Origin of the sequence: Paenisporosarcina macmurdoensis, assembly GCF_042658845.1 — a bacterium.
In the GTDB taxonomy this organism is placed as follows: Bacteria; Bacillota; Bacilli; order Bacillales_A; family Planococcaceae; genus Paenisporosarcina; species Paenisporosarcina macmurdoensis.
The window spans coordinates 135270-155762 of record NZ_JBHSRI010000003.1; the positions used below are offsets into that span (position 1 = coordinate 135270).

Below are 20493 nucleotides of genomic sequence, written 5' to 3' on the forward strand. Positions count from 1 at the left end.
ATAAGGTAATCTTTTTGAAATAATTTAAACTTCCAACTTGGGTAATAATACTTCTACAGAAGTCCCAACATTCACTTGGCTTTTGATATGGATAGAACCTTTGTGTGATTCTATGATCCTAAAGCATACTGTCATTCCTAATCCAATCCCTTTTTCTTTTACGCTATAAAATGGCTCCCCAATATGTTTTAATCGGGATTCTTCAATTCCGCAACCATTATCCTCAAATTTAATGGCGAAATGATCCTCATTTTTATCATATATTGTAATAGTTACTTCACCTTCAGTAGAGATTGCTTCCAGAGCATTTTTAATAATATTCATAAACACTTGTTTTAGTTTACTATCATTACAATATGTATGGAATTGATCTTGTTCAATCACATTTAATTGAGTACTTTGTAAGGCTGCTTCTATCGATAACAATTGAACGACTTCGCTCACAATTGTATTAATGTTCTTCTTAGAAAAAATAACATCTGTTGGCTTTGCAATAACTAAAAGTTCATTGACAATCGTATTAATTCGATCAATTTCATCAACTAACACATCAATATGTTGATCAAGTTTAATTGTTTTCTCTTGACCCATTTGCATAAACCCTTTAATAGTAGTGAGTGGATTTCGTATTTCGTGAGCAATACCCGCAGCAAGTTCACCTAAAACAGACATTTTCTCTGATTGTCGTAACATACTCTCTGTTTCTTTTAACGCGGTAATATCTCTCCCGATAACGACCAAACCTTTTCTAGACCCATCATCATTAAAAATAGGCACTTTAAATGCATCAAAAGTTTTGCTTGATCCATCCCTTAGAGGAATTATCTCTTCACAACGACTTACCTTTCCTGCCTTCCACGCTTCTTCGTCTGTATCTATACAATAAATCAAAGCATCATGGTAAAATTCAGTGTATTGAGCCATCTCTCTGTCTGTTTTACCTTTGTAATCGACACCTTCAAGTTCGAATAACTGAGCGCCAAATTTATTTATTTGGAGCCACCTTCCCTCTCCATCTTTAAATGAAATAGCGTCGGGCATTGTATCGATTAATAAACTTAGCTTCTCTTTCTCTTCCTCGATTTGTTTTGAATTTCTTAAATTCCTTATTAAAAAAAATAAAAGAATAGCTGTGAAAAATACGAATAATAGACTTTTGGATATATGTAAGAAAAGGACTTTTTCAGCAGAAAACTTAGAAACACTTAATAAATAATCTGCTCCAATAAACCAAATTGGTCCTATTATTAAATATAAGAATGGTATTATCCGAAAGAAATTGGTGCGAATTTTCATTGTTCTACCCCTTAAAATGATTGTATGCTTGTTTGCAATTAGTTATATTGTCACATATTATCCAATATTGAGCAATACAATCAGTATAGTAGAAAAATACTTATAGCCCTATTGTAATATTCTTTGTAAATATAACCATAAAAATATCATTAGAGGCTACGCAGACGATCAGACATTCCATGCATATACAAAGAGCGGCAGAAGATAAAACTTCGGCCACTCCTTGATTCATCATTCAATTGTTACAAGATTATTTAGTAGTAGGACTGAGAATTTCTTCCCAGTTAATCGTGCCATCTTTAATTTGTTGACGCAGTTCTTTCGTCATCGAATCTTTTGGTGCGCCACCACCTGGCCAATCTCCAGCATGATCTCCCCATTCAGGTCGATCTTGAGAGAGAACGAAGGCAGCAAGATTACTTGCTTCCTGATCAGTCAAGGTTTTCTCCTGACCTTTAGGCATATTGTTTTGAATATATCCTGCCATTCTTGAGAAACGAGCTATACCAGCACCATCATTAAATGAACCTTCACCCCATAAAGCAGGACCCGTATTAGCTCCAGTACCTGCACCATCCTGGGCATGGCAAGCAATACACGATTGTTGGAACATCGTTTCTCCAGCAGCTACATCTGGAATTGGCACTTCTTTCATATCATTCTGCCCCAGCCATGGAAGCTCAGCTCCAACGGGGATTCCTTCTGAAATGTATTTAAAATAAGCCACCATTGCGTCCAAATCTTCGTCATCTTCAGCAAAAGGTTGACCATTCATACTTCTTACCATGCACCCATTAATGCGTTCTTCAAGCGACACGATTTCGTCATTACGTGAAATATAATTCGGGTATTTCGCAGCTACTCCCACTAAAGGAGAAGAGTCTTGTTCTAATCCGGCACCAGCATGACAGCTAGAACATGATAATTCGTTCACACGCTGTTGGCCATCTTCTGCAGAAGCAGCATCAGCTCGCAACTGGTTTGATGTATCGTCCACTAGCTCATGTCCTCTTAAAATTGCTTCACCTTGAGGTCCATCAGGAACATCTTCAAGTGAAGGTGGATTAAAAGTAGCTTCTGAGGCTAATTCACCAGAAACAGGTTGCTGCACATTAGTGGAGCTTTTATCTGCTCTCTCTTTTTCATCCCCGAGCTTATTACCTAAAGCACCAATAAAAATGAGTGATAAAATAAATAAAAACCCAATTGTCAAAGTTATACCTCTACTCATACTTTGCACATCCCTCTCATTACAATCCATTCACAATAACAATAGGATTGATTATTATATCCATTACGATCCCCTAATTATATACCCCTAACCCTATTTAATAAAGCTTCTATTTACCCTAAATCTCAAAGAATTTCAAATTATTTGAAGTTTTCCGTATAGCATTTTGCCTAAGTAGTTTCTTTCTATAATGATCAAACTTCGGTCTGCATAGATTTTGCATAATTATTGGGTATACTCTTGTCATTAGCTGAAGGAGTGACTTATTGATGAAAAATACTTATAGAAAAATACTACTGGTTCCAACTCTAGTGCTAGCGCTAACGGCTTGCTCAGATTCATCTTCTGAAAAAGATGAAATGGATGATATGAATCATGAAAACACGGATATGGAATCTGGTTCCGAAGAAAATATGGATATGAATCACAACGGATCAGGTGAAGTTCCAGAAGATTTGAAAGTTGAAGAAAATCCAACTTTTGAAGTCGGAAGCAAAGCGATTATTAAGAATGGTCACATGGAGGGTATGAAGGGTGCTGAAGCAACTATTGTGCTCGCTTTTGACACGATAGCCTACGCTGTTTCGTATACTCCGACAACAGGTGGAGAAAAAGTGAGCAATCACAAATGGGTTGTCCATGAAGAAATCGAAGATGCTGGTGATGAACCATTAGAAGCTGGAGCCGAAGTAATCCTTGAGGCAGATCACATGGAAGGAATGGATGGTGCAAAAGCTGAGATTGATTCGGCCGAACAAACGACTGTATATATGATTAATTTCACTCCAACTACTGGTGGAGAAGAAGTGACTAATCATAAATGGGTAACAGAAAGTGAACTATCCGCAAAATAAAGGAAATATCGGAGCTGTCCTAGATGTCATGAAATATGACGAAGGGCAGTTCCCTTTTTATTTAGTAGGTACAGTTGAATTTTCAGTTCCCTTATCTATAGGACACATGCAATAGAAAGGGTAAAACTACAAAAGCACGATCACTAGACAACTATGTCAGTGATCGTGCTTTTGTATTACCATTTACATAGAAACTTGGCGTGCACATTTAACTTGCGCTCCCTGTTCAAATGGTTCGTCGCCAGCTCCTTTTACTATACCTTAATAATCCATTTATGTTTTTCAATTCTTTCTCCATCCACCAGTAATCAGGGGATACGAAATAGTTATGTAAAGTATAAGGAGTATTTTCCAATACAAAAAAAGGAATTAACTTTTTTAAATTTACTTTACTACAAACTGACCGATCATACCGTTCTCTTTATGACCAGGAACTGTACAATAAAATTCATATACTCCAACTTCATTTATCGTAAATGAAATATTACTTGTTGTTTGAGGTTCTGCATGCAAATGTATCACGTTCTCCTTAACATCATGCTGATGTGTAGATGTACTCATCACATTAAATGACACGCCTTTAATTTCAATGTCATGCTCTATTTGATCCGAATTTTTTAATACCAATGTAATGGACTTATTTCTCTCCACAACCACTTCCTCTGGTGAGTAATTCATACCTGATGTTTCAATAACAATATCTTTTTGTGTTTCAAAATCATTATTTCTATCTTGTTCGTGGTCATGAATTAACGATTTTGATTCTGCCTTCTCCATACTCAATGAAATGCCGAAAAATATAACCAAACCACTCAACAACAAAGTTGAAACGGGTTTTAAGAACCAGCTCCTATTCTTAATAGTTGCCTTGTTCGGCGTGGTAAGAATAATCAATAGAAAAATCGTACTCATTAAGATGAGCAAAAAAATCTTGATGAACACATTTGCTTGTTCAACCGCAACCATCTCTCCTAACATCGCCCCCATCATACCGCCCATCAAACCAGACATTAACCCTTCGAGAGATGAGAGTAAGCCAAAGCAACTTCCGCAAAAGGAACCCGACAGTATACCGAAAGCCATTCCTAAAATCGTTGAAAGAAATAAATCTCCTTGGTATACAACACCGAACGTAACTCCAGCAGTTAATCCAACATTCATACCTAAGAACATTGAAACGATCATTCCCGACATATATGTGAAATGACTCTTCCTCTTTAGAGCTAATATTATGGAAATAATAGTGATACCACTTATTAAACAAAGAACATATAGATGAAAGTCACTCAATATCAGTTCCCCCTATGGGTAAATACTATGTACATGTAAATCAAAAGATGCATACATACTATGTACTTTTATACTTTGTTTAATTACCACTTTTTCAATAACCAAAAGAGGCTGTTGAATAAAGGGATTAAAAAGAATGACATCAAAGTAGGCTTTTTTTCATACAATATTTATGGGGTGAATAAATGCCAAGAGTAAAATACCGAAGTTCAGATGTTGATTTAATGGCAAGGATGATGAGAGCAGAAGCCGAGGGTGAAGGAAAGCAGGGAATGTTATATGTCGGAAATGTAATTGTTAACCGTGCTATAGCAGACTGTTTAGACTTTAAGGATGTAAGAAACATTAATGATGTCATTTTCCAGGTACAAGGAAATAATTATTCTTTTGAAGCTGTTCAAAAAGGTAATCTATTTTATCAGAGAGCGAGAGAAATTGAAAAGAGATTAGCCAAACAGAATTTGGATTCTTGGAGACAACACCCAGGGAAATATGCTCTTTGGTACTTTAATCCATATGGTCCTTGCCCTCCAACATGGTACAATCAGCCTTTTTCAGGTCAATATAAAAATCATTGTTATTATGAACCAATAGCTGGAACATGTGAAAGTGTTTATATCGGTTAGATTGTCTAGGTGCTATTACAAATTCTAGACTTTTCAAACTCCCATTTTGTCGTAGGTACTGGTAGCAAATCATATTCATTCAATGCAACTCCAATATGGTTGTCGAAACCTTAACCGCATCCTATTTTTCCAAACGTTTTTGGTGTATTAAAAAAGGGAACTCCTGGTTAGCAGGCGTTCCCTTTTTTATATCAATCATTTAGTAATGTGCTTTTAGTTATTAGTCTTACATTCCCAAAGAAACAGAACCAGGTAGGCTGAATGCAAACTTCACTTCTCATCTACTTCTATAGTATTTCATGGTACCCTTGTCCTTCAAAAGCAATGAATTATTTTACGAATACCGTATGTTTTACGATGTGTTCTAGTTCTTCATAATTACTGATTTCAAATGTTGGATTAATACTTGTAAGATTCTCTTTTTTAGTAGGATTAAACCAACAAGTATCGATTCCAAAATTATTGCCGCCTTGGATATCTGATGTTAGAGAGTCCCCAATCATTAATACATTTTGCTTCTCAGTATGACGCAGCTTTTCAAATACATATTCAAAAATTTCTGATTGTGGCTTTTGATATCCGATTTCCTCCGAAGTAACAATCACTTCAAATGTTTGATGCAGTGGCGAAAGAGCAATTCTTGCATGTTGAACATCTTTAAAGCCATTTGTTAACAGGACAAGTCTACAACTAGAAAGATTAATCAACATGTCCTGTACCCCATCAATCATATGTACTTCTCTACCTAAGTTTTCCATATATGTTTGTCCAAATTCTTCTGGACTAAGCAGCAGTTCATGTTGAAGGAACAAGCGCTTGAATCGTTCCACTTTTAGGTCTGAAAGCGAGATACGTCCTTGCTCCAAGTCAAGCCACAGTCCTTTACTTATCTCTTTATAACTAGCTCTGTAATCCGTTAAACCATTAGGGAAACTAAATGCACGAAATGAATGATCGAGCGCATGCTTTTCTGTTTCACCGAAATCAAATAAAGTGTCATCTAAATCAAATATTAATACATCATACTTCAAGTCTACTCACCCTTTTTGTGGTTCTTTTAAAACTTTGGTACAGCCAAATCGTTTAACAATCATCCGGGAGAGAATTGTAGATGGACACCCAATTTCCACCATCTTATTATCTCTCCACTTGAACTCTCATACTTGTTAATCGTCAATCTAATAATATTAGCAGTGATTTTACATACTTATTAACTAAAACTTCTTTATCTTCATCATTTAGCTTGTAATAAGGTAGCTCGTTAGGAACGACAATGTGGCTTAGAAAAATCCCTACTAATTGCCTTGCACAAAGTTCACTGTCACAATTTTGATTCTTTTGAGCAAAATGGTGGTCTAATGCCTTTTTCAGATGAGCATGAATGATGACAGGAAAATCAATGTCGGGACTCAAATTGCCTTTCAAACTTTCCGAGATCAGCATCTTTACTAAAGATGCATTTTTGGAAAGTGTCTTTAAGCGATTATCAATCGTTCCCTTAAGAAATTCTTCTGTATTTTCTTGATCAGCTAGTTGCATCACCTTAGAATTGAATTGTCTTTCAAGCACATTTTTAATAACCGTTTTAAATAAGTTTTGCTTAGTAGAAAACTTACGATATAAAGTAACTTCGGCAACATCCGCTTCTTTGGCAATTTCCTGAGTGGTTGCCTGAAGCCCTTTATTAATAAATATTTTTACAGCTGCTTGCAAAATTTGTTCAGTTTTATCTTTTATTGACTCCATCTCCCTAATTTACTACTATATCCTTTTCTCTTCTAGGTTTTGTTTTTACAAAACGATCTAAAATAATCAAGACAGCTGGCATCACGATAATCGTACTGAATAAAGCTAGTGAGATATTGATTAGGGTCATCATACCAAAATTACTCAAGATGACAAAATCTGATACAAGCAAAGCACTAAAGCCACCAATAGTTGTAATGGCAGATGCAAAAATGGATTTTCCCGTTTTTTGGTTTGCTATTCTGATGGCATCGATGCTTGAACTCCCATTTTCACGTTCTTCATAAAATCTTTCCATGATTAAAATGGTGAATTCTGTGCCAATCCCTATAATCAATGCACCTAACGTCGCCGTTAGAGGAGTATAGCTTATTTCAGCAAAATACATCACGGCTCCGGACCAACCAATGATTAAAGTAATCGGTAACAAAGGGATCAAAGCCTTAATCGGGTGTCGGTAAACGGCGAGTAAACCTAAAAATACAAGGGCCATTCCAAGCAAGGTCATTTTATATCGCCCGGTTGTCAAACCAGAAACCATTTCGACATCCAACACAGATTTCCCAGTTACCATTGTTTCCATATTAGCTGGCTGGTTGTCGTTAAGGTATTGATTCAAATCATCAATAAAGTTTTTCAACGGCTCAGCTTCCAGATGTTTGATGCCGACGGTGATTACCCCTTTTGTACCAGACTCGTTAATAAGGAGCTTCTGTTGTTGATCCGGAATATCTTCCATTAACTCTTTTAACCCTGAGCCTGTTGGAATTTCCCCGTCATTCAATTTTTTGAACACTTCTGTAATTGAATTTGACTTAACCACCACTTGTGAAAACTCTTTTCCAATATCGGTTGTTGTTGCATCTACCCAGTTAAGAGAACTTGGAGACAAGATATCATTCCCCTCATACACGATGGAAACTTGATCAGTTGTACCAACAATACCTCGTAATTTTTGAATATCTTTAAGTACTTGGGTATCCTGCGGCATAAATGTCTCAACATCAGTCTCTGCCTTAGCGTCTAAATCGACCCAGATACCAAAACCAGCTGTAATCGTGGCTATGACTATAATCCAGCATCTGAGAGCAACCACCTTTTTGGTAATACCATCTAGTAAATTTTCAAATCGTGAAGACTTACCTGTCTTTTTCGAGCGTTTAATAGAAGCTTCATATGAGAAAAAGGAATCCCTTGTAAAAAGGAGTGGTATCAATATAAAAACACCGACTATGAAACTAATAATCATTCCAATAGTTAACATTTTTCCAAAGTCTTGAATCATAGGGACGGGAGAAGTATATAGAGAAATAAAACCTAGTGAAGTTGCTATTAGAGCCGTCAAGACCGCTGGCACCATTTTCGTAACGGTACGGTATAAACTTTTATGTGCGTGACTAGTAAACTTTTTATTCTGCTTCATACTGATCCTCCCCTTCTTCCATTTCTTCGGTATATCGACTTTGAAATTGGATGGCATAGTCAATACCTAAACCGATCAGGATAGGAAATACTGCCATCGACACCATGGTAATCGGGATGCTAACCCAGCCCATAATTCCAATCGTTCCAACTATTGCTATCAGCACTATCCCTAAAGGTAAAACGCGCCATCTTGTTTTGAATGAAATCATTAAAACAATAATCATGACGATGAGAGCAAGCATCATCATTTTTTTCATACTATCCTTCATAGAAGATTCTATTTCCCCGTCCAGTACCGGCTTTCCAGATACAAACGTTTGTGTCGTTGTTAATGAATGCTGATCAAGATAGGAGTTAATCGATTCTACTACCTCACTTTTGTCGACATCACTTACTTCTCCTTTGAATTTAATCGACATCATCATGTATCTGTCATCCATAACCAGCTCATTGAACATATCTAGTAACTGGCCATCGTCATCGTAAATCATATAATCAAGGGTCTTTTGATTTTTAGGAAGTCCGGGAGATAGCGTATCAGAGTATTTTTGCATATTGTTCATGTTCAAACTGATAGATTCCAACTGATTTCCCATTTCCTTTAACCCTGTGCTCAGTTCCTTTAATTCAACTTGCTGTTGTTCTTGTGTTCCTTGCTCCGTATTTGTCGTCTGAAGTGCAGATGTTTTAGACTCATTTTGTTTCACTTGTTCAGATAGTTGAATGAGCTCTTGACTGTAATCCTTTAATTGAGTGATTTGTTGTTGTAATTGAGGTTGATCAGTCGTCATGTCGGATGTCGTTTTATTAATTGCTATCCCGAACTGTCTGATTTTCTCTCCATATAAGTTCTCTGTCCCATCTTGTGGCGACTGACTACTTGACTCGGTTTTACTGATGAGGTTGTCTCCGATTTCATGTAACTTTCCACTCATTTCATCAAGACCAGTGATTATTTCAGACAGTCCTTCTTGATACTTACCTGCCTGTTTCTCGGACATCTGATTTATGAGCATCACGGGGCTGATCATACTGTAGATATTTTCATTTAATGCAAGTTGTTGTTCTAAGCCTTCCATGTGCTCTAGATTGTTTATTGCAAGTAAGGACTTTTGATCATCACTTTCGTACATAACGATGATTGATTCACCGCCGAACTCTTTTTCTAAGGCCAGATTGTCTTGATAGACATCCGATTCACTGCTAACTAAAGTATCATTGCCAGTTGCCATTTCTACATTTTGTGCACCAACTGCTAAAACTACGATAAGCAAAACAGTAAATAAGATTGTTTTTACTGGTTTTTTCTTTAATAACGAGGCCAACCGCTTAAGAATGAACATAATTATTAACTCCTTTTCATGAATAATTTTATGTTAGTGAGTACTAACATACATATTACACTTATTTTAGTTTTATTCAACTGAATAGTTTGGAGAATAAAATCTTTTTATGTCGTAACCTTCACTTTTAATGCAATAAAAAAAGCCACCCTTTATAGGCAGCAGATTCTTCAACTTGAGCATCAGATAGGTAACAAGATGTGGTTAAGTTCGGTATTTAACTTTTTAGTGCTAAATTAATAGTTATGTACGAACTGGTACGATCAGTTGTAAAACAGCGTCATCATGAACAGAATTTATGATGAATGGTCGCATGGCTCCTATAAATTGAACTTTCACATCTTGCCCACCAACTGCTTTTAAAGCATCCATCATGTATTTCGCACTGAATGAAATATTCAACTCTTCGCCTTCGACTAATGTGCTTTGTATTTCTTCTTCTACTTGACCGATTTCAGCTGAGCTAGAAGATATTTCTATAACATTATCTTTTAATGATGTAAATCGAACGATATTATTGCGTTCTTCACGTGCTAATAAAGAAGCTCGGTCTATTGCTTGAAATAATGCTTTTCCGTCAATGGTGACCTTCGTAGTAAATTCATTCGGGATTAATCGAGATGTATCAGGATAGGTACCTTCAAGTAGACGCGAGTAGAAATATACAGCTGATGTTTTAAAAAGCACTTGTTGGTCCGTCATCACGATATGAACTGGTTCTGACGAATCTCCAATGATTTTGCTTAATTCATTTAAGCTCTTCCCAGGAATGACTACGCTGTATTCTCCTTCAGGCATTTGCTCCAATATCGTTTTTCGACGAGCAAGACGATGACTGTCAGTGGCAACACATACGAGTTCTCCATTTTTCACGCGCCAGTGAACACCCGTTAATATAGGACGACTTTCAGAAGTAGATATCGCAAACACGGTTTCACGCACAATTGATTTTAACAAATCAGCAGGTATGACAAATTGACGGTCATCCTGAATTTCTGGTACCAGTGGATATTCAGAAGCATCCAGTCCAATTAAATGGAATTCTGATTTTCCTGATCGTATATGCGTTTGAAAATGCTCGGTTACTTCTAATTCCACATCGTTCGTTGGTAATTTACGTATAATTTCATTGAACATACGTGCTTGTAAGACAATCGACCCTTCTTCAATAACCCGAATGACTTGTTCTCCATTTTCTTCGGTTTTAATAAATGTTTGAATGGTGATATCAGAATCACTACCTGTTAATCGAAGTCCTTCTTCTGTAACTTCTATTTTTATTCCCGTCAAAATCGGAATGGTTGTTTTGGAACTCACTGCTTTCATTACATCATTTAATCCCTCTATTAATCGGTGACGCATAATTTCAAACTTCATCTTTTTCCCTCACTTAAAAATTAGTATTTGAACTCCACTTGATATATGGAGTAAACCAAATTAAATCATTTTTTCGAATACTTATATAATTTCAACATTGATTAATATAACACGATGAAAATCGAATTGCACTAGCTTCTTTTTACAACAAAATACCCTCGAGGAGAGAAATCTACATTTCTAGAAAATAATTTTTATTGCCTTATGTCTCTATTAACGATCACAGAAACGACGAGTCGTATTTATTTTAATAATGGTATAATTACATATAATTGGAATATTAATAATGTTGGAGGTTTGACATGAAAGAAACACTTACGATACTTCATACGAATGATTTGCACGGTCACTATGATTTAGCTATTAGACAAGCAGCCTTAATTAAAAAAAGAAAAAGAGATCTACTGAGTCAAGGTGAACATGTAATTGTCTTAGATGGTGGTGACCATATGGATATGAGCATGAATGAATGCTTGGCCACTTCGGGTACTATTCATCTAGACATGCTTAATGCTACTGGGTATGATGCGATGTCTGTTGGAAACAACGAACTGTTGCGTTTACCTAAAGACAACATTAGGCAGCTAAGCCACGATTCAAAAGTTCCTTGGCTCCTCTTAAACCTGGAAGAGTCCGATGGTTCACAAATAGGTGGAACAAAAGAGACCCTTTTGCTTAAGGTTGGTGACAGGTTAAACGTCGGGCTTTTTGGAGCAACTGATCAATTTGAAGATATATATGAAAACAAACATGGGTTTCGAAATCGAGATACCCTTAATTCAATAAAACAAGCCGTCGAGAAATTAAGAAAAGATGGTGCTAACCTGATTATTTTCCTTTCGCATATGGGATATGGGGCTGATATAGAACTTTCTAAACAATTATCAGGGCTCGTTGATGTCATTGTTGGTGCCCATAGCCATACCGTGATAAGTCAGCCCGAGGTTGTGGAAAATGTAATCATCGTCCAAGCAGGATCATACGGAAAATACGTGGGCGAACTAAGAATTACTGTGGATATCGAGGAAATGAAAGTCGTTGAACATACAGGTCACTTAACAGAAATATCAATGGATGATAAGTGTGATACTGAACTAAGTGCAGTCGTTGAAAAAGGACGAGTAGAAACCGAGAAATATTTATCTGAAGTTGTCTATTATTCGGACAGGGCTATTACGCATGAGGAGTTAGTAGAGTTAATGGCTTGTAGCGTCAAAGATTTTTGGAAGTCTGATGTAGGAATTATGTACGGTGGAGCTGCAACAAATGGGTTGGAAAGTGGTGAAATCACAAAAGCTAGTGTATTAAACACTTGTAAAAGTATGCAGGCTGCTTCCTTAATTGAGCTAACTGGACAACAAATAGCTGGTCTTATTCATGAAACATTCGACAAAGAAATTACGAATCGAAAAGTATATGGCAGTGGATTTCGTCCTCAGGGGATAGCTATTGGGAAATTACAATTCTCTGGTGTGCGCTGGACAGAGCACGAGGGAAAAGTATCTGACATCCTAGTAAATGATGAAACGATTGATTTCACTAAGAAGTATACTGTAGCCACTGGCTCTTCACTTATATACGAAGAAGTGTGCGGGTACCCTAGTGTCAAAGGAAACACACTAATTGATTATTCGAAGGAATTTATGGTTAAAGATGTTTTTATGGATTACTTGAAACAACAATATACTAAGATGAAGAGCAAGATACTTTAATACTAACTAAACCAGAATAACCAATCCTCTTGAGTTCGAATACAAGAGGATTGGTTATTTTTATGATTAAAAGTATTATTTTTTATTGAACTGCAAACTTTTAGTGCAGTATCAGTTGCTAAAGTAATATAATCTTTGATTTCAGCCTAGAAGAACCTTGTTGATTAGGTATTTCAAGCTTTTCAAAGACTTGATTAGCCATTATCAAATGCATCATTCGTGACCCCATTTTGAATTCCCTTTGAAATAATGTTTATGAATGAGTCAATTTCATAATTCATGAAACCGGATGTAAACACGAAGATTCTAAAACAGAGATTCTGTTGATTTCCGTTACGGGCGGACGCTTTCCGCGGGTGGTCCGTGTGCCTCCTCGTTCGCTTTGCTCTCTGCGGGGTCACACCTGGACACACTTTTCCCGCTGGAGACGCCGCCCTTCACTCCAATCAAATGACCGAAATTATTAAACAACTCCAAGGAATAAACTTCAAATATTCGTGTATCATTAATCAAACGTCATTTATAAAATTGACTCGAATACTAACTTTATTTTGACTTTCATCCTAAACCAGAATGGCTTTCCATGTAGAGAAAAACCTTTGCTCTCCTCCAACTTTCTTACTTTTTACATGCAAACATTAAAAAAAGAGGGATTCTCATTCGACGTTTATATTCACTTTCACTAGTAAATTCTTCCACTCTTGGAGTACCTTCTCTAATATCTTCAATCATGAATCCCGCTTGTTTTAATAGTTGAAAATATTCTTCAATCGTACGATGATATTTAACAATCTTTTTATCAATCCAAGGTTCTACTCTTTCCCCACTATTAAAATAATCATCTACGATCCAATCTGCTTTTGAGGAAGAAGCAGCTGCACTTTTTATTGACGAAGTTAATACAGGATGCTGAACACTAAATATAAATTTTCCATTACTTCCTAGTGATTTATGTGTTTCTTGAAATATATCCCTTAATTCGGATAAATAATGAAGAGCTAATCGTGAAACAACTAAATCATAGCTTCCTGTTTGAAAATCCCACGTTTCCATTGGAGAAAGATGGACGTTTCCCACTGTTCCAGTTAAGCTTTTCGTAGCTTCTTTTGCCATATTTACTGAACCTTCTACTCCGTCGTACGAAGCGCATCCTTTTTGTAGAAGTTCAACACCAAATTTTGCATCTCCACACCCCAGATCTAAAACCTTTTTCCCTTTTACATCACCTATCATTTCAAGGAATATGGGCTTTTCAATCATATTGTTTGGACTTTCCTCACGATTTCTTCTGGTCATGTAATTCTTGAAAAATTGATCATCATTATAAGCTGATGCCCCTCTATACTCCATCAATTTCCCTCTCTTCTTGCTAAGTAATACACCAAATGTGGTACCTCATGCTTAATGAAACCAAAAACAGACTTCATTGTAAAATCCTTTTTCACTCGCTATATTTCAATCAAGAAATTTCCATATACCCAGAATAAGCGTGTTCAGAATTCTCCAGGCGACTCGATTGAATACCCTCTTGTTTCAAGCAAATCGACAATACTATTTTCACCAGCTAAGTGTAGAGCACCTACTACGACAAAATACGTTTCTCCGTCATCCGCATTGAGAAATCCTTCTATTTTATCGGCCATTAATAAGTCTCTTTCGTCCATGGCTAACTGCTCAGACCCTTCACTCAAATCACGCAGCTGAGCGATTACATCAATGTTGCCAGAACGCCAAACACGAATCAATTGCGTTAATTCTTCCTCATATATATCCATTGAGTCTAGTGTGATTTCGAGACTTTCGATTTGCTCCTCAACAGGAGCTGAACTAATTGACGCAATCTGACTTTCGACAGATTCCAGACTTATGATGGGTAATTTCTTTTCAGTTGCACGAGTAATAAAGTGTTTGTCTACCCCATTCTCACTAGTTAAATTAGACTTCCCTAAAGCGACTTCAGAGAGCATCATCGTAACAAACCAAGGTTGAAATTGATTAATCATTTCTTCATTCAAACCCAAATCTGATAAATAGCCAACCGTATCCTTGAAAACTTCATCTTCCACAACGGTTGAGAGGGTTGTGCCGTCTTGATACAGTCCTTGTTGCATCATAGTCTGCGAGGCTTCTGTTTCATTAATATCCTCTATATTGATTTCAACAGCTAGATGATCGGCTTCCTCAAACGCGACATCAATCTTCTGGTTTAAGGGATATATGGTTTGATCGCCTATATGAATGGATCCTAATAAGTACACAGTTTGATTATCTTTTTGAACTCGGTGAAAAATACCTTCCGACGGACCATCATATTCTTCAAATGACAGTCTTGAACGAACATGAACCTTTACTCCTTTTTTCTCAAGGTTTTCTATTACACTCCCTACGGTTTCATCCGAATCACCAGTGAAATAAATGTCCCCCAACTGAACTTCTGATAATTTTTCCAACGATAATAAAGGGGATAGATCATCAATATTATTACCTGTAACATCCAAGTAATTTAGAGAGGTTAATTTTTCAATTCCTTCAAGATTAGTGATTCCAGCTTCAGGTGCTTTTAATGATTGAATAGTTGCAAATTCTTTTTCCGATACCTTTGGATTTTCACTTTTAAGTTCTTTTCGTACAACGATTTCCAAAGAACTATCTTGAAAATATTCTTCAAGTTTTACCGTTTCTGATGTCAGTGAGCAGGCTGTAGTGGAAATTATGAAAATTCCTAATAAAAATATGTATTTTGTTGTTTTAAGCAATGGAAATCCCCCTTTCAATAATCAATTCTTTCATCAGTAGATATTTACGAATCGGACTAGAAAAAGTTCCACCATTTGGAATAAAAGATAACATATTTTTCAGTTTTCTGATAATGAATGGCAACCTCAATTAATCACTTCCTTATTGTCTTCTTAATTTTATTGGTATAATTTACAATAAAGGGGAGTATAAAATGAAAAAGTTCGTGATTGTTAATCATAACAAATTAGAGGTTTTACAAAGGGGTTCCTATGGTACGCCAATAGTTTTCCTTACTGGAATGGGTTGCTCATTCGAAGAATGGTTTGAGATTATAGAGACATTAAGTAAAACAAATCAGGTTATTATGTATCACAGACCTGGTCTTGGTGAAAGTGCTATAGATAATAGTAATCGAAATACACAGACTGCAGCTGAAGATCTTCACTCCTTGTTAGGTCTATTGAAAATATCAGAGCCTGTGATCGTAGTAGGTCACTCATATGGTGGTCTAATTGCACAGCATTTCACAAAGCTTCATCCAAGCAGTGTACGAGCATTAGTTTTAGTGGACTCTACTTCAGTGGATCTGAACATTTTGGACAAGTTGGATTTGCCTATATTAAATAAAGATTCTACAGATGATTTTTGGATTGAAAAATCTGCAACATACTCTCTTATGAGTCAGGAACAATTAAGTGAAATAATAAAACCTGTTCTAACAGAAAAACAAAAGCAATTGCCTGATTCAATTAAACAAAGACTAATCGAGTTTCATCAAAAACCTCTATTATATAAAGCAATGAAGTCTGAAATAGAGAATTGGAATAAAGATGCTGAGACCATTAAAAGACTAGGAGGAATTGAGGATATTTATTTAGTAGTGATTGGTAGGGATAAAGAATTTACGATTAGAAACGGCATTGAAGAAGGTTTGCCAGAACGTGAAATGAAATTATTGGAAGAAACTTGGCAAAATCTAATAAAAGAACAAATCCATCTTTCTCGAAATAGTGAACTAGTGTTTGCCAATCATTCAAGTCATTCGGTTCACATGGATCAACCTGATGTTGTGATTAATGGAATACTTAAAGCCATCGATCTGACTTCTTCATGAACTAGTAGGAAGATTTTATACATAAACGTAACCACTCATCCAAAAGGGGCAACATTGAAATGGATATGAAAAGATACTTTATTCATGATGGTGATATGAATGTATATATTACAGAATGGGGTTGTACGACAAATTCCGTGATTTTTTGTCTTCATGGATTAGGCAGCACGGGTCTTAGTTTTATTGAGATTGCTGAAGAATTAAAAGAAGAATATCGAATTGTTTCAATAGATGCCCCCGGACATGGCCAGACCCCACCCTTTTTAGATGCAGAAAAATATGAGTATCCACAACTAGCTGTATGGATTAATAAGATATTAGATATTCTTGAAATTGAAACGTTTTATTTCTTATCCCATTCATGGGGAAGTTTTGTAGCCCTCTACTATTTGATTCAATTCCCAGGGAGAACGCTTGGAACAATCCTTATAGATGGTGGATACCAGACTAAAAGGCGTGGGGAAAAGTCTATGGAGGAAGAAATAGCCTATTACGAAAAAGATTTCGAAGACTACGTTTTTAATAACTGGAGAGATTTCTTTCGCTCTGAAAAAGCAGCTTACTCTAGATGGTCTCCACTATTGGAATTGGCTGTAAAAGACCTTGGTATCGAGTTAAACAATAAAGTCATTTGGCATGCAAGAGGAACAACAGCACATCATATTATTCGAGCCATGCACAAACACGAAACTGAAGACATTTACGACCAATTGCCATCATATATTAAATTATTGAGGGCGACATTACCAAGTACAATGGATGATCAACGAACCATTACTTCAGAGATATTTAATCAGAAAGCCAGTGGCCAGATCCAGGTGGTTCCGAATACCACTCACATGTTACATTGGGATAAACCCGATGTTGTAATTAATGAGATAAGAAAGAACTGGATCAACTAAACATACTTCCAAATATTAAGCTCAAGTAAGAAGGGACTTTTGTGTACAAGTCCCCTTAAAACCTGTTCATTCAGCCTCTTTCAAAAAATGAATAATAAATAGTTAAATTGATAACAATATTACTATTAAGTTTAAGGAGTTACGAGATGTTATTATTTAAATATTTTAAGGACGAGGCTGGAGAGTATTTAGGGATTAGAGATGAATATGTATACTATGTGTTCATTCCTGCTTCTACCAAAAAAGAACAAATCATCACGTTATTTGGCTTTGCAATGGATAAAATCAAAGCACATTATCTAGAAAACAAAAAAGAAATACATCAAATGAAAATGTATTTGATGGCAGATCCTCTGATTGTAGAAAGAATCAATGCGGTTTCTACCTATCAAAAAGTATTTATGGTAAGTCATGAAGAATTTTTAGAGTCTTACCTTGGTTGAATAAAAAAAGGGACTTCCGCTTAGGAAGTCCCTTTTTTTATTTACATTAGTGACTATTTCAACATAATGGCTTTGCTTTTCATAAATAGTTAATCGTATTTCCGATGAGCCTGCCAGTTTATGCACTGTCGATATTTTCGTAAATTAAGTTAAACCAGAGTGCCATTTTTAGCCTATAGGGAAACAGGTTTGATTTGATCCCTAGTGATCAAAGTCAGCAATAAGGATGTATCGGTCTGGTGCACTTCCTATGAAATCAAATGGATAACAAGTGGTTACGGTTAATACTGAACTATCTGTTGGCGTAATAATGGTTTTATCGTCGCTATCAACAATTTTAATTTCTCTGATTACATAAGTGAATGTACCTGCTGTTGTTTCTACAATTAATTGATCTTTGATTTGTAGCTGACCCAATTCCCTAAATACAGTGTCCCGATGTCCTGATAAAACAGAATTGTCATTTTCCCCTGGAAGAACGCTGCCAGAAAAGTGACCAATACCTTTCTTTAATTCATCCTCATCAGTGCCATGAAAGATTGGTATCACTTGATTTATTGCTGGAATCGTTAGGTTTCCTATATTTTCACCATCCGTTGGTCTTATCGGATACAGGATTTCATCTGTTACTTCATCTGTTTTTACATCTTTAGTTTCAGGGGTGAGGGTAACCGTATCGAATTGTTCTTTTTTTAGTGTTATCGGGGCAGATGTTGGGACAGAATAACTATAAATTTGAAATGATGCCCAAATAATAAAACTAATCCCCAGGATCAATAATCCCGGGGAAAGCATATGAGCAATTTTAAACTTACTTATAAATGAACGTTTTCTATGCATAAAATTTTCTTCTTATCAAGACCGCTAAGCCTATCATAGAAAGAACAGTTCCAACAAGAAGGAGGTTATACCAAGGTGTAGATGTATCTGGAAGCTGTCCCCCTGAAACAGTTGGTACAGACACGGTAAACGAACCAAGATCGATTACTTCACCATTGTCATCCGCTATAAATTGTACACTTACTTTGTAAGTTCCAACAGGCACATTATCTGCAGTATAGGTAATATCTTCACTACCTTTTGCTTTGTAAGTTTTTCCACCAATATTGAAAATCCAAGTACCTGTTTCTTTAACGTCATTAGGTAACACGGCACGAATAATCATGCTTCCCTCAGAGTTAATTTTCACATTCACTGAAGGAGAATCATCTTTAGTCCCTGGAACAGTTGGTTGTTCTGGTGTTGGTTCCGGTTCTGTACCAGGCGTTGGTGTTGGTGTTGGCGTTGGTTCTATTGGTGTTGGTGTTGGTTCTGGTGTTGGTGTTGGTGTTGGTGTTGGCGTTGGCGTTGGTTCTGTTGGTGTTGGTGTTGGTGTTGGTGTTGGTTCTGGTTCTGGTTCTGGTACTGGTTCTGGTTCTGGTACTGGTACTGGTACTGGTTCTGTTGGTGTTGGTTCTGTTGGTGTAGCACATGCTTGTGGCACATTGATTCTAGTATTGGCTGCATTAGCTGTAACTGCGGTCTGTGCCAACATTCTGCCGTTAGTCAAAGAGCCCGCACCCAGTGTTATAGCTGATTTACTCATTAAAGTTCCCTCAAAAACGCTGTTTGCTCCAATGGTTGCTACATCGACTACCCAGTAAATGTTACATGCTTGTGCTCCACCTAATAATCGAATCTGTGTATTGGCAGCAGTAGTAAGTGCTCCACCAATTTGGAATATGTAAATCCCATTGCCGTTAAGTGTCATACTTGATCCGATTGACACAGCATTAGTAAATTTATATACTCCTGGTGTTAATGTTTGACCTCCAAGGTCTGATGCTGATGGAGTAAATTCAGCTAGTTGTGAATCAGCGTTGGACATAGCTGACTTGAAATCTGTAAAGGCTGAATTATAAGCTGCATTTGCAACATCTGTAGAACCGGTAACAGTAGCAGTTCCTGTAGCCCCTCCACTTCCTATACTACCCAATATTTGAGTTGATTCAGTTACAGTCGTAGTTGCACCTAAAATTCCATATGGACTTGCAGATCCAAGACCTGGCGCTACAGCTACTGCACTAACAGGCAATGTGAAAACGATAAACGAAAGAAACAGAATAAGGAAGAAAGATGTCGATTTATAATTATTCAATTTTATAAGTCACCTCTGTATTTTTATTAGATATCTCCATCTAATATACTATTTGAAGAAATTTCTGTCAATTCAAGATGGAGTTAAACATGCTAAAAACTAGGAGATTCACATAAAGTATGTTTGAAAAATCAACAAAGTAATAGCTTCAACTATTAGAAGCGGTAGGTTTTTTTCCATCAGTAATCTTCTCAAAACTCCTTGATTAGTTATAGAAAAGGGTCTCTTTCAGTAAAACATCCGGAATTGAATATTTTG

18 protein-coding genes are annotated in these 20493 nt (G+C 36.4%); 6 read left to right on the plus strand and 12 right to left on the minus strand.

The genetic code is table 11. The features are described 5' to 3' along the window. Positions 1 to 24: 24 nt before the first annotated feature. Together ACFPYN_RS04590 and ACFPYN_RS04595 are read right to left on the minus strand one after the other, a co-directional pair. On the minus strand, positions 25 to 1296 hold the full coding sequence (locus ACFPYN_RS04590) for an ATP-binding protein (protein WP_377732827.1): 1272 nt from the start codon (positions 1294 to 1296) through the stop codon (positions 25 to 27). Positions 1297 to 1546: 250 nt separating this feature from the next. Beyond that, positions 1547 to 2527, minus strand: a complete 981-nt coding sequence (locus ACFPYN_RS04595) for a c-type cytochrome (protein ID WP_377732829.1) — start codon at positions 2525 to 2527, stop codon at positions 1547 to 1549. A 269-nt stretch (positions 2528 to 2796) separates the two neighbouring features. On the opposite strand from ACFPYN_RS04595, the gene ACFPYN_RS04600 reads away from it, so the two are divergent. Further along, a complete protein-coding gene (locus ACFPYN_RS04600) occupies positions 2797 to 3381 on the plus strand; it encodes a YdhK family protein (protein ID WP_377732831.1) in 585 nt (194 codons plus the stop codon). A gap of 384 nt (positions 3382 to 3765) precedes the next feature. Here the strand turns inward: ACFPYN_RS04600 and ACFPYN_RS04605 are convergent, their stop codons facing one another. Beyond that, entirely contained in the window at positions 3766 to 4671 is a 906-nt protein-coding gene (locus tag ACFPYN_RS04605) for a multicopper oxidase domain-containing protein (protein WP_377732833.1), read from the minus strand. Between the two features lie 185 nt (positions 4672 to 4856). Between ACFPYN_RS04605 and ACFPYN_RS04610 the strand changes: the two genes are divergently transcribed. Next, positions 4857 to 5297, plus strand: a complete 441-nt coding sequence (locus ACFPYN_RS04610; RefSeq protein WP_377732835.1) for a cell wall hydrolase — start codon at positions 4857 to 4859, stop codon at positions 5295 to 5297. A gap of 329 nt (positions 5298 to 5626) precedes the next feature. Here ACFPYN_RS04610 and ACFPYN_RS04615 read toward each other — a convergent pair whose 3' ends face one another. From ACFPYN_RS04615 to dnaN, 5 genes are all read right to left on the minus strand, one after another. Further along, positions 5627 to 6328, minus strand: coding sequence for a YjjG family noncanonical pyrimidine nucleotidase (locus tag ACFPYN_RS04615; protein WP_377732836.1), 702 nt, complete (start codon positions 6326 to 6328; stop codon positions 5627 to 5629). A gap of 142 nt (positions 6329 to 6470) precedes the next feature. Further along, positions 6471 to 7043: a TetR/AcrR family transcriptional regulator gene (locus ACFPYN_RS04620; RefSeq protein WP_377732837.1), complete on the minus strand. Its 573-nt coding sequence runs from the start codon at positions 7041 to 7043 to the stop codon at positions 6471 to 6473. A 4-nt stretch (positions 7044 to 7047) separates the two neighbouring features. Further along, positions 7048 to 8466, minus strand: a complete 1419-nt coding sequence (locus ACFPYN_RS04625; protein ID WP_377732838.1) for an efflux RND transporter permease subunit — start codon at positions 8464 to 8466, stop codon at positions 7048 to 7050. After that, entirely contained in the window at positions 8453 to 9811 is a 1359-nt protein-coding gene (locus ACFPYN_RS04630) for an MMPL family transporter (protein ID WP_377732839.1), read from the minus strand. The genes ACFPYN_RS04625 and ACFPYN_RS04630 overlap by 14 nt, the downstream gene beginning before the upstream one ends. A gap of 243 nt (positions 9812 to 10054) precedes the next feature. Continuing rightward, entirely contained in the window at positions 10055 to 11188 is a 1134-nt protein-coding gene (gene dnaN / locus ACFPYN_RS04635) for a DNA polymerase III subunit beta (protein WP_377732840.1), read from the minus strand. A 302-nt stretch (positions 11189 to 11490) separates the two neighbouring features. On the opposite strand from dnaN, the gene ACFPYN_RS04640 reads away from it, so the two are divergent. Then, a complete protein-coding gene (locus ACFPYN_RS04640; RefSeq protein ID WP_377732841.1) occupies positions 11491 to 12900 on the plus strand; it encodes a bifunctional metallophosphatase/5'-nucleotidase in 1410 nt (469 codons plus the stop codon). A gap of 618 nt (positions 12901 to 13518) precedes the next feature. On the opposite strand, the gene ACFPYN_RS04645 is transcribed toward ACFPYN_RS04640, so the two are convergent. After that, positions 13519 to 14250 carry a class I SAM-dependent DNA methyltransferase gene (locus tag ACFPYN_RS04645; protein ID WP_377732842.1) on the minus strand — a complete coding sequence of 244 codons (732 nt, stop codon included), beginning with the start codon at positions 14248 to 14250 and terminating at the stop codon, positions 13519 to 13521. Between the two features lie 143 nt (positions 14251 to 14393). Further along, the gene (locus ACFPYN_RS04650) at positions 14394 to 15656 is read right to left on the minus strand and encodes a TraB/GumN family protein (RefSeq protein ID WP_377732843.1); all 1263 of its coding nucleotides are present in this window, start codon (positions 15654 to 15656) and stop codon (positions 14394 to 14396) included. Between the two features lie 194 nt (positions 15657 to 15850). Here ACFPYN_RS04650 and ACFPYN_RS04655 point away from each other — a divergent pair, with 194 nt between their 5' ends. The 3 genes from ACFPYN_RS04655 to ACFPYN_RS04665 all read left to right on the plus strand — a co-directional run bounded on the left by ACFPYN_RS04655 (position 15851) and on the right by ACFPYN_RS04665 (position 18098). After that, the gene (locus tag ACFPYN_RS04655; protein ID WP_377732844.1) at positions 15851 to 16753 is read left to right on the plus strand and encodes an alpha/beta fold hydrolase; all 903 of its coding nucleotides are present in this window, start codon (positions 15851 to 15853) and stop codon (positions 16751 to 16753) included. Positions 16754 to 16818: 65 nt separating this feature from the next. Then, positions 16819 to 17655 carry an alpha/beta fold hydrolase gene (locus ACFPYN_RS04660; protein WP_377732892.1) on the plus strand — a complete coding sequence of 279 codons (837 nt, stop codon included), beginning with the start codon at positions 16819 to 16821 and terminating at the stop codon, positions 17653 to 17655. A 146-nt stretch (positions 17656 to 17801) separates the two neighbouring features. Then, positions 17802 to 18098 (plus strand): hypothetical protein, encoded by a 297-nt coding sequence (locus ACFPYN_RS04665; protein WP_377732845.1) that lies wholly within the window; start codon positions 17802 to 17804, stop codon positions 18096 to 18098. A 201-nt stretch (positions 18099 to 18299) separates the two neighbouring features. Here the strand turns inward: ACFPYN_RS04665 and ACFPYN_RS04670 are convergent, their stop codons facing one another. Beyond that, on the minus strand, positions 18300 to 18938 hold the full coding sequence (locus ACFPYN_RS04670) for a class D sortase (protein ID WP_377732846.1): 639 nt from the start codon (positions 18936 to 18938) through the stop codon (positions 18300 to 18302). After that, entirely contained in the window at positions 18931 to 20235 is a 1305-nt protein-coding gene (locus ACFPYN_RS04675) for an ice-binding family protein (protein ID WP_377732847.1), read from the minus strand. Before ACFPYN_RS04675 ends, ACFPYN_RS04670 begins: the two co-directional genes overlap by 8 nt. Positions 20236 to 20493 lie beyond the last annotated feature (258 nt).

Bases quoted from the DNA above. Each gene is read 5' to 3' on its own strand.
- ACFPYN_RS04590 (WP_377732827.1), bottom strand. From the start codon at position 1,296: ATGAAAATTCGCACCAATTTCTTTCGGATAATACCATTCTTATATTTA.
- ACFPYN_RS04595 (WP_377732829.1), bottom strand. From the start codon at position 2,527: ATGAGTAGAGGTATAACTTTGACAATTGGGTTTTTATTTATTTTATCA.
- ACFPYN_RS04600 (WP_377732831.1), top strand. From the start codon at position 2,797: ATGAAAAATACTTATAGAAAAATACTACTGGTTCCAACTCTAGTGCTA.
- ACFPYN_RS04610 (WP_377732835.1), top strand. From the start codon at position 4,857: ATGCCAAGAGTAAAATACCGAAGTTCAGATGTTGATTTAATGGCAAGG.
- ACFPYN_RS04620 (WP_377732837.1), bottom strand. From the start codon at position 7,043: ATGGAGTCAATAAAAGATAAAACTGAACAAATTTTGCAAGCAGCTGTA.
- ACFPYN_RS04625 (WP_377732838.1), bottom strand. From the start codon at position 8,466: ATGAAGCAGAATAAAAAGTTTACTAGTCACGCACATAAAAGTTTATAC.
- ACFPYN_RS04630 (WP_377732839.1), bottom strand. From the start codon at position 9,811: ATGTTCATTCTTAAGCGGTTGGCCTCGTTATTAAAGAAAAAACCAGTA.
- dnaN (WP_377732840.1), bottom strand. From the start codon at position 11,188: ATGAAGTTTGAAATTATGCGTCACCGATTAATAGAGGGATTAAATGAT.
- ACFPYN_RS04640 (WP_377732841.1), top strand. From the start codon at position 11,491: ATGAAAGAAACACTTACGATACTTCATACGAATGATTTGCACGGTCAC.
- ACFPYN_RS04645 (WP_377732842.1), bottom strand. From the start codon at position 14,250: ATGGAGTATAGAGGGGCATCAGCTTATAATGATGATCAATTTTTCAAG.
- ACFPYN_RS04655 (WP_377732844.1), top strand. From the start codon at position 15,851: ATGAAAAAGTTCGTGATTGTTAATCATAACAAATTAGAGGTTTTACAA.
- ACFPYN_RS04660 (WP_377732892.1), top strand. From the start codon at position 16,819: ATGAAAAGATACTTTATTCATGATGGTGATATGAATGTATATATTACA.
- ACFPYN_RS04665 (WP_377732845.1), top strand. From the start codon at position 17,802: ATGTTATTATTTAAATATTTTAAGGACGAGGCTGGAGAGTATTTAGGG.
- ACFPYN_RS04670 (WP_377732846.1), bottom strand. From the start codon at position 18,938: ATGCATAGAAAACGTTCATTTATAAGTAAGTTTAAAATTGCTCATATG.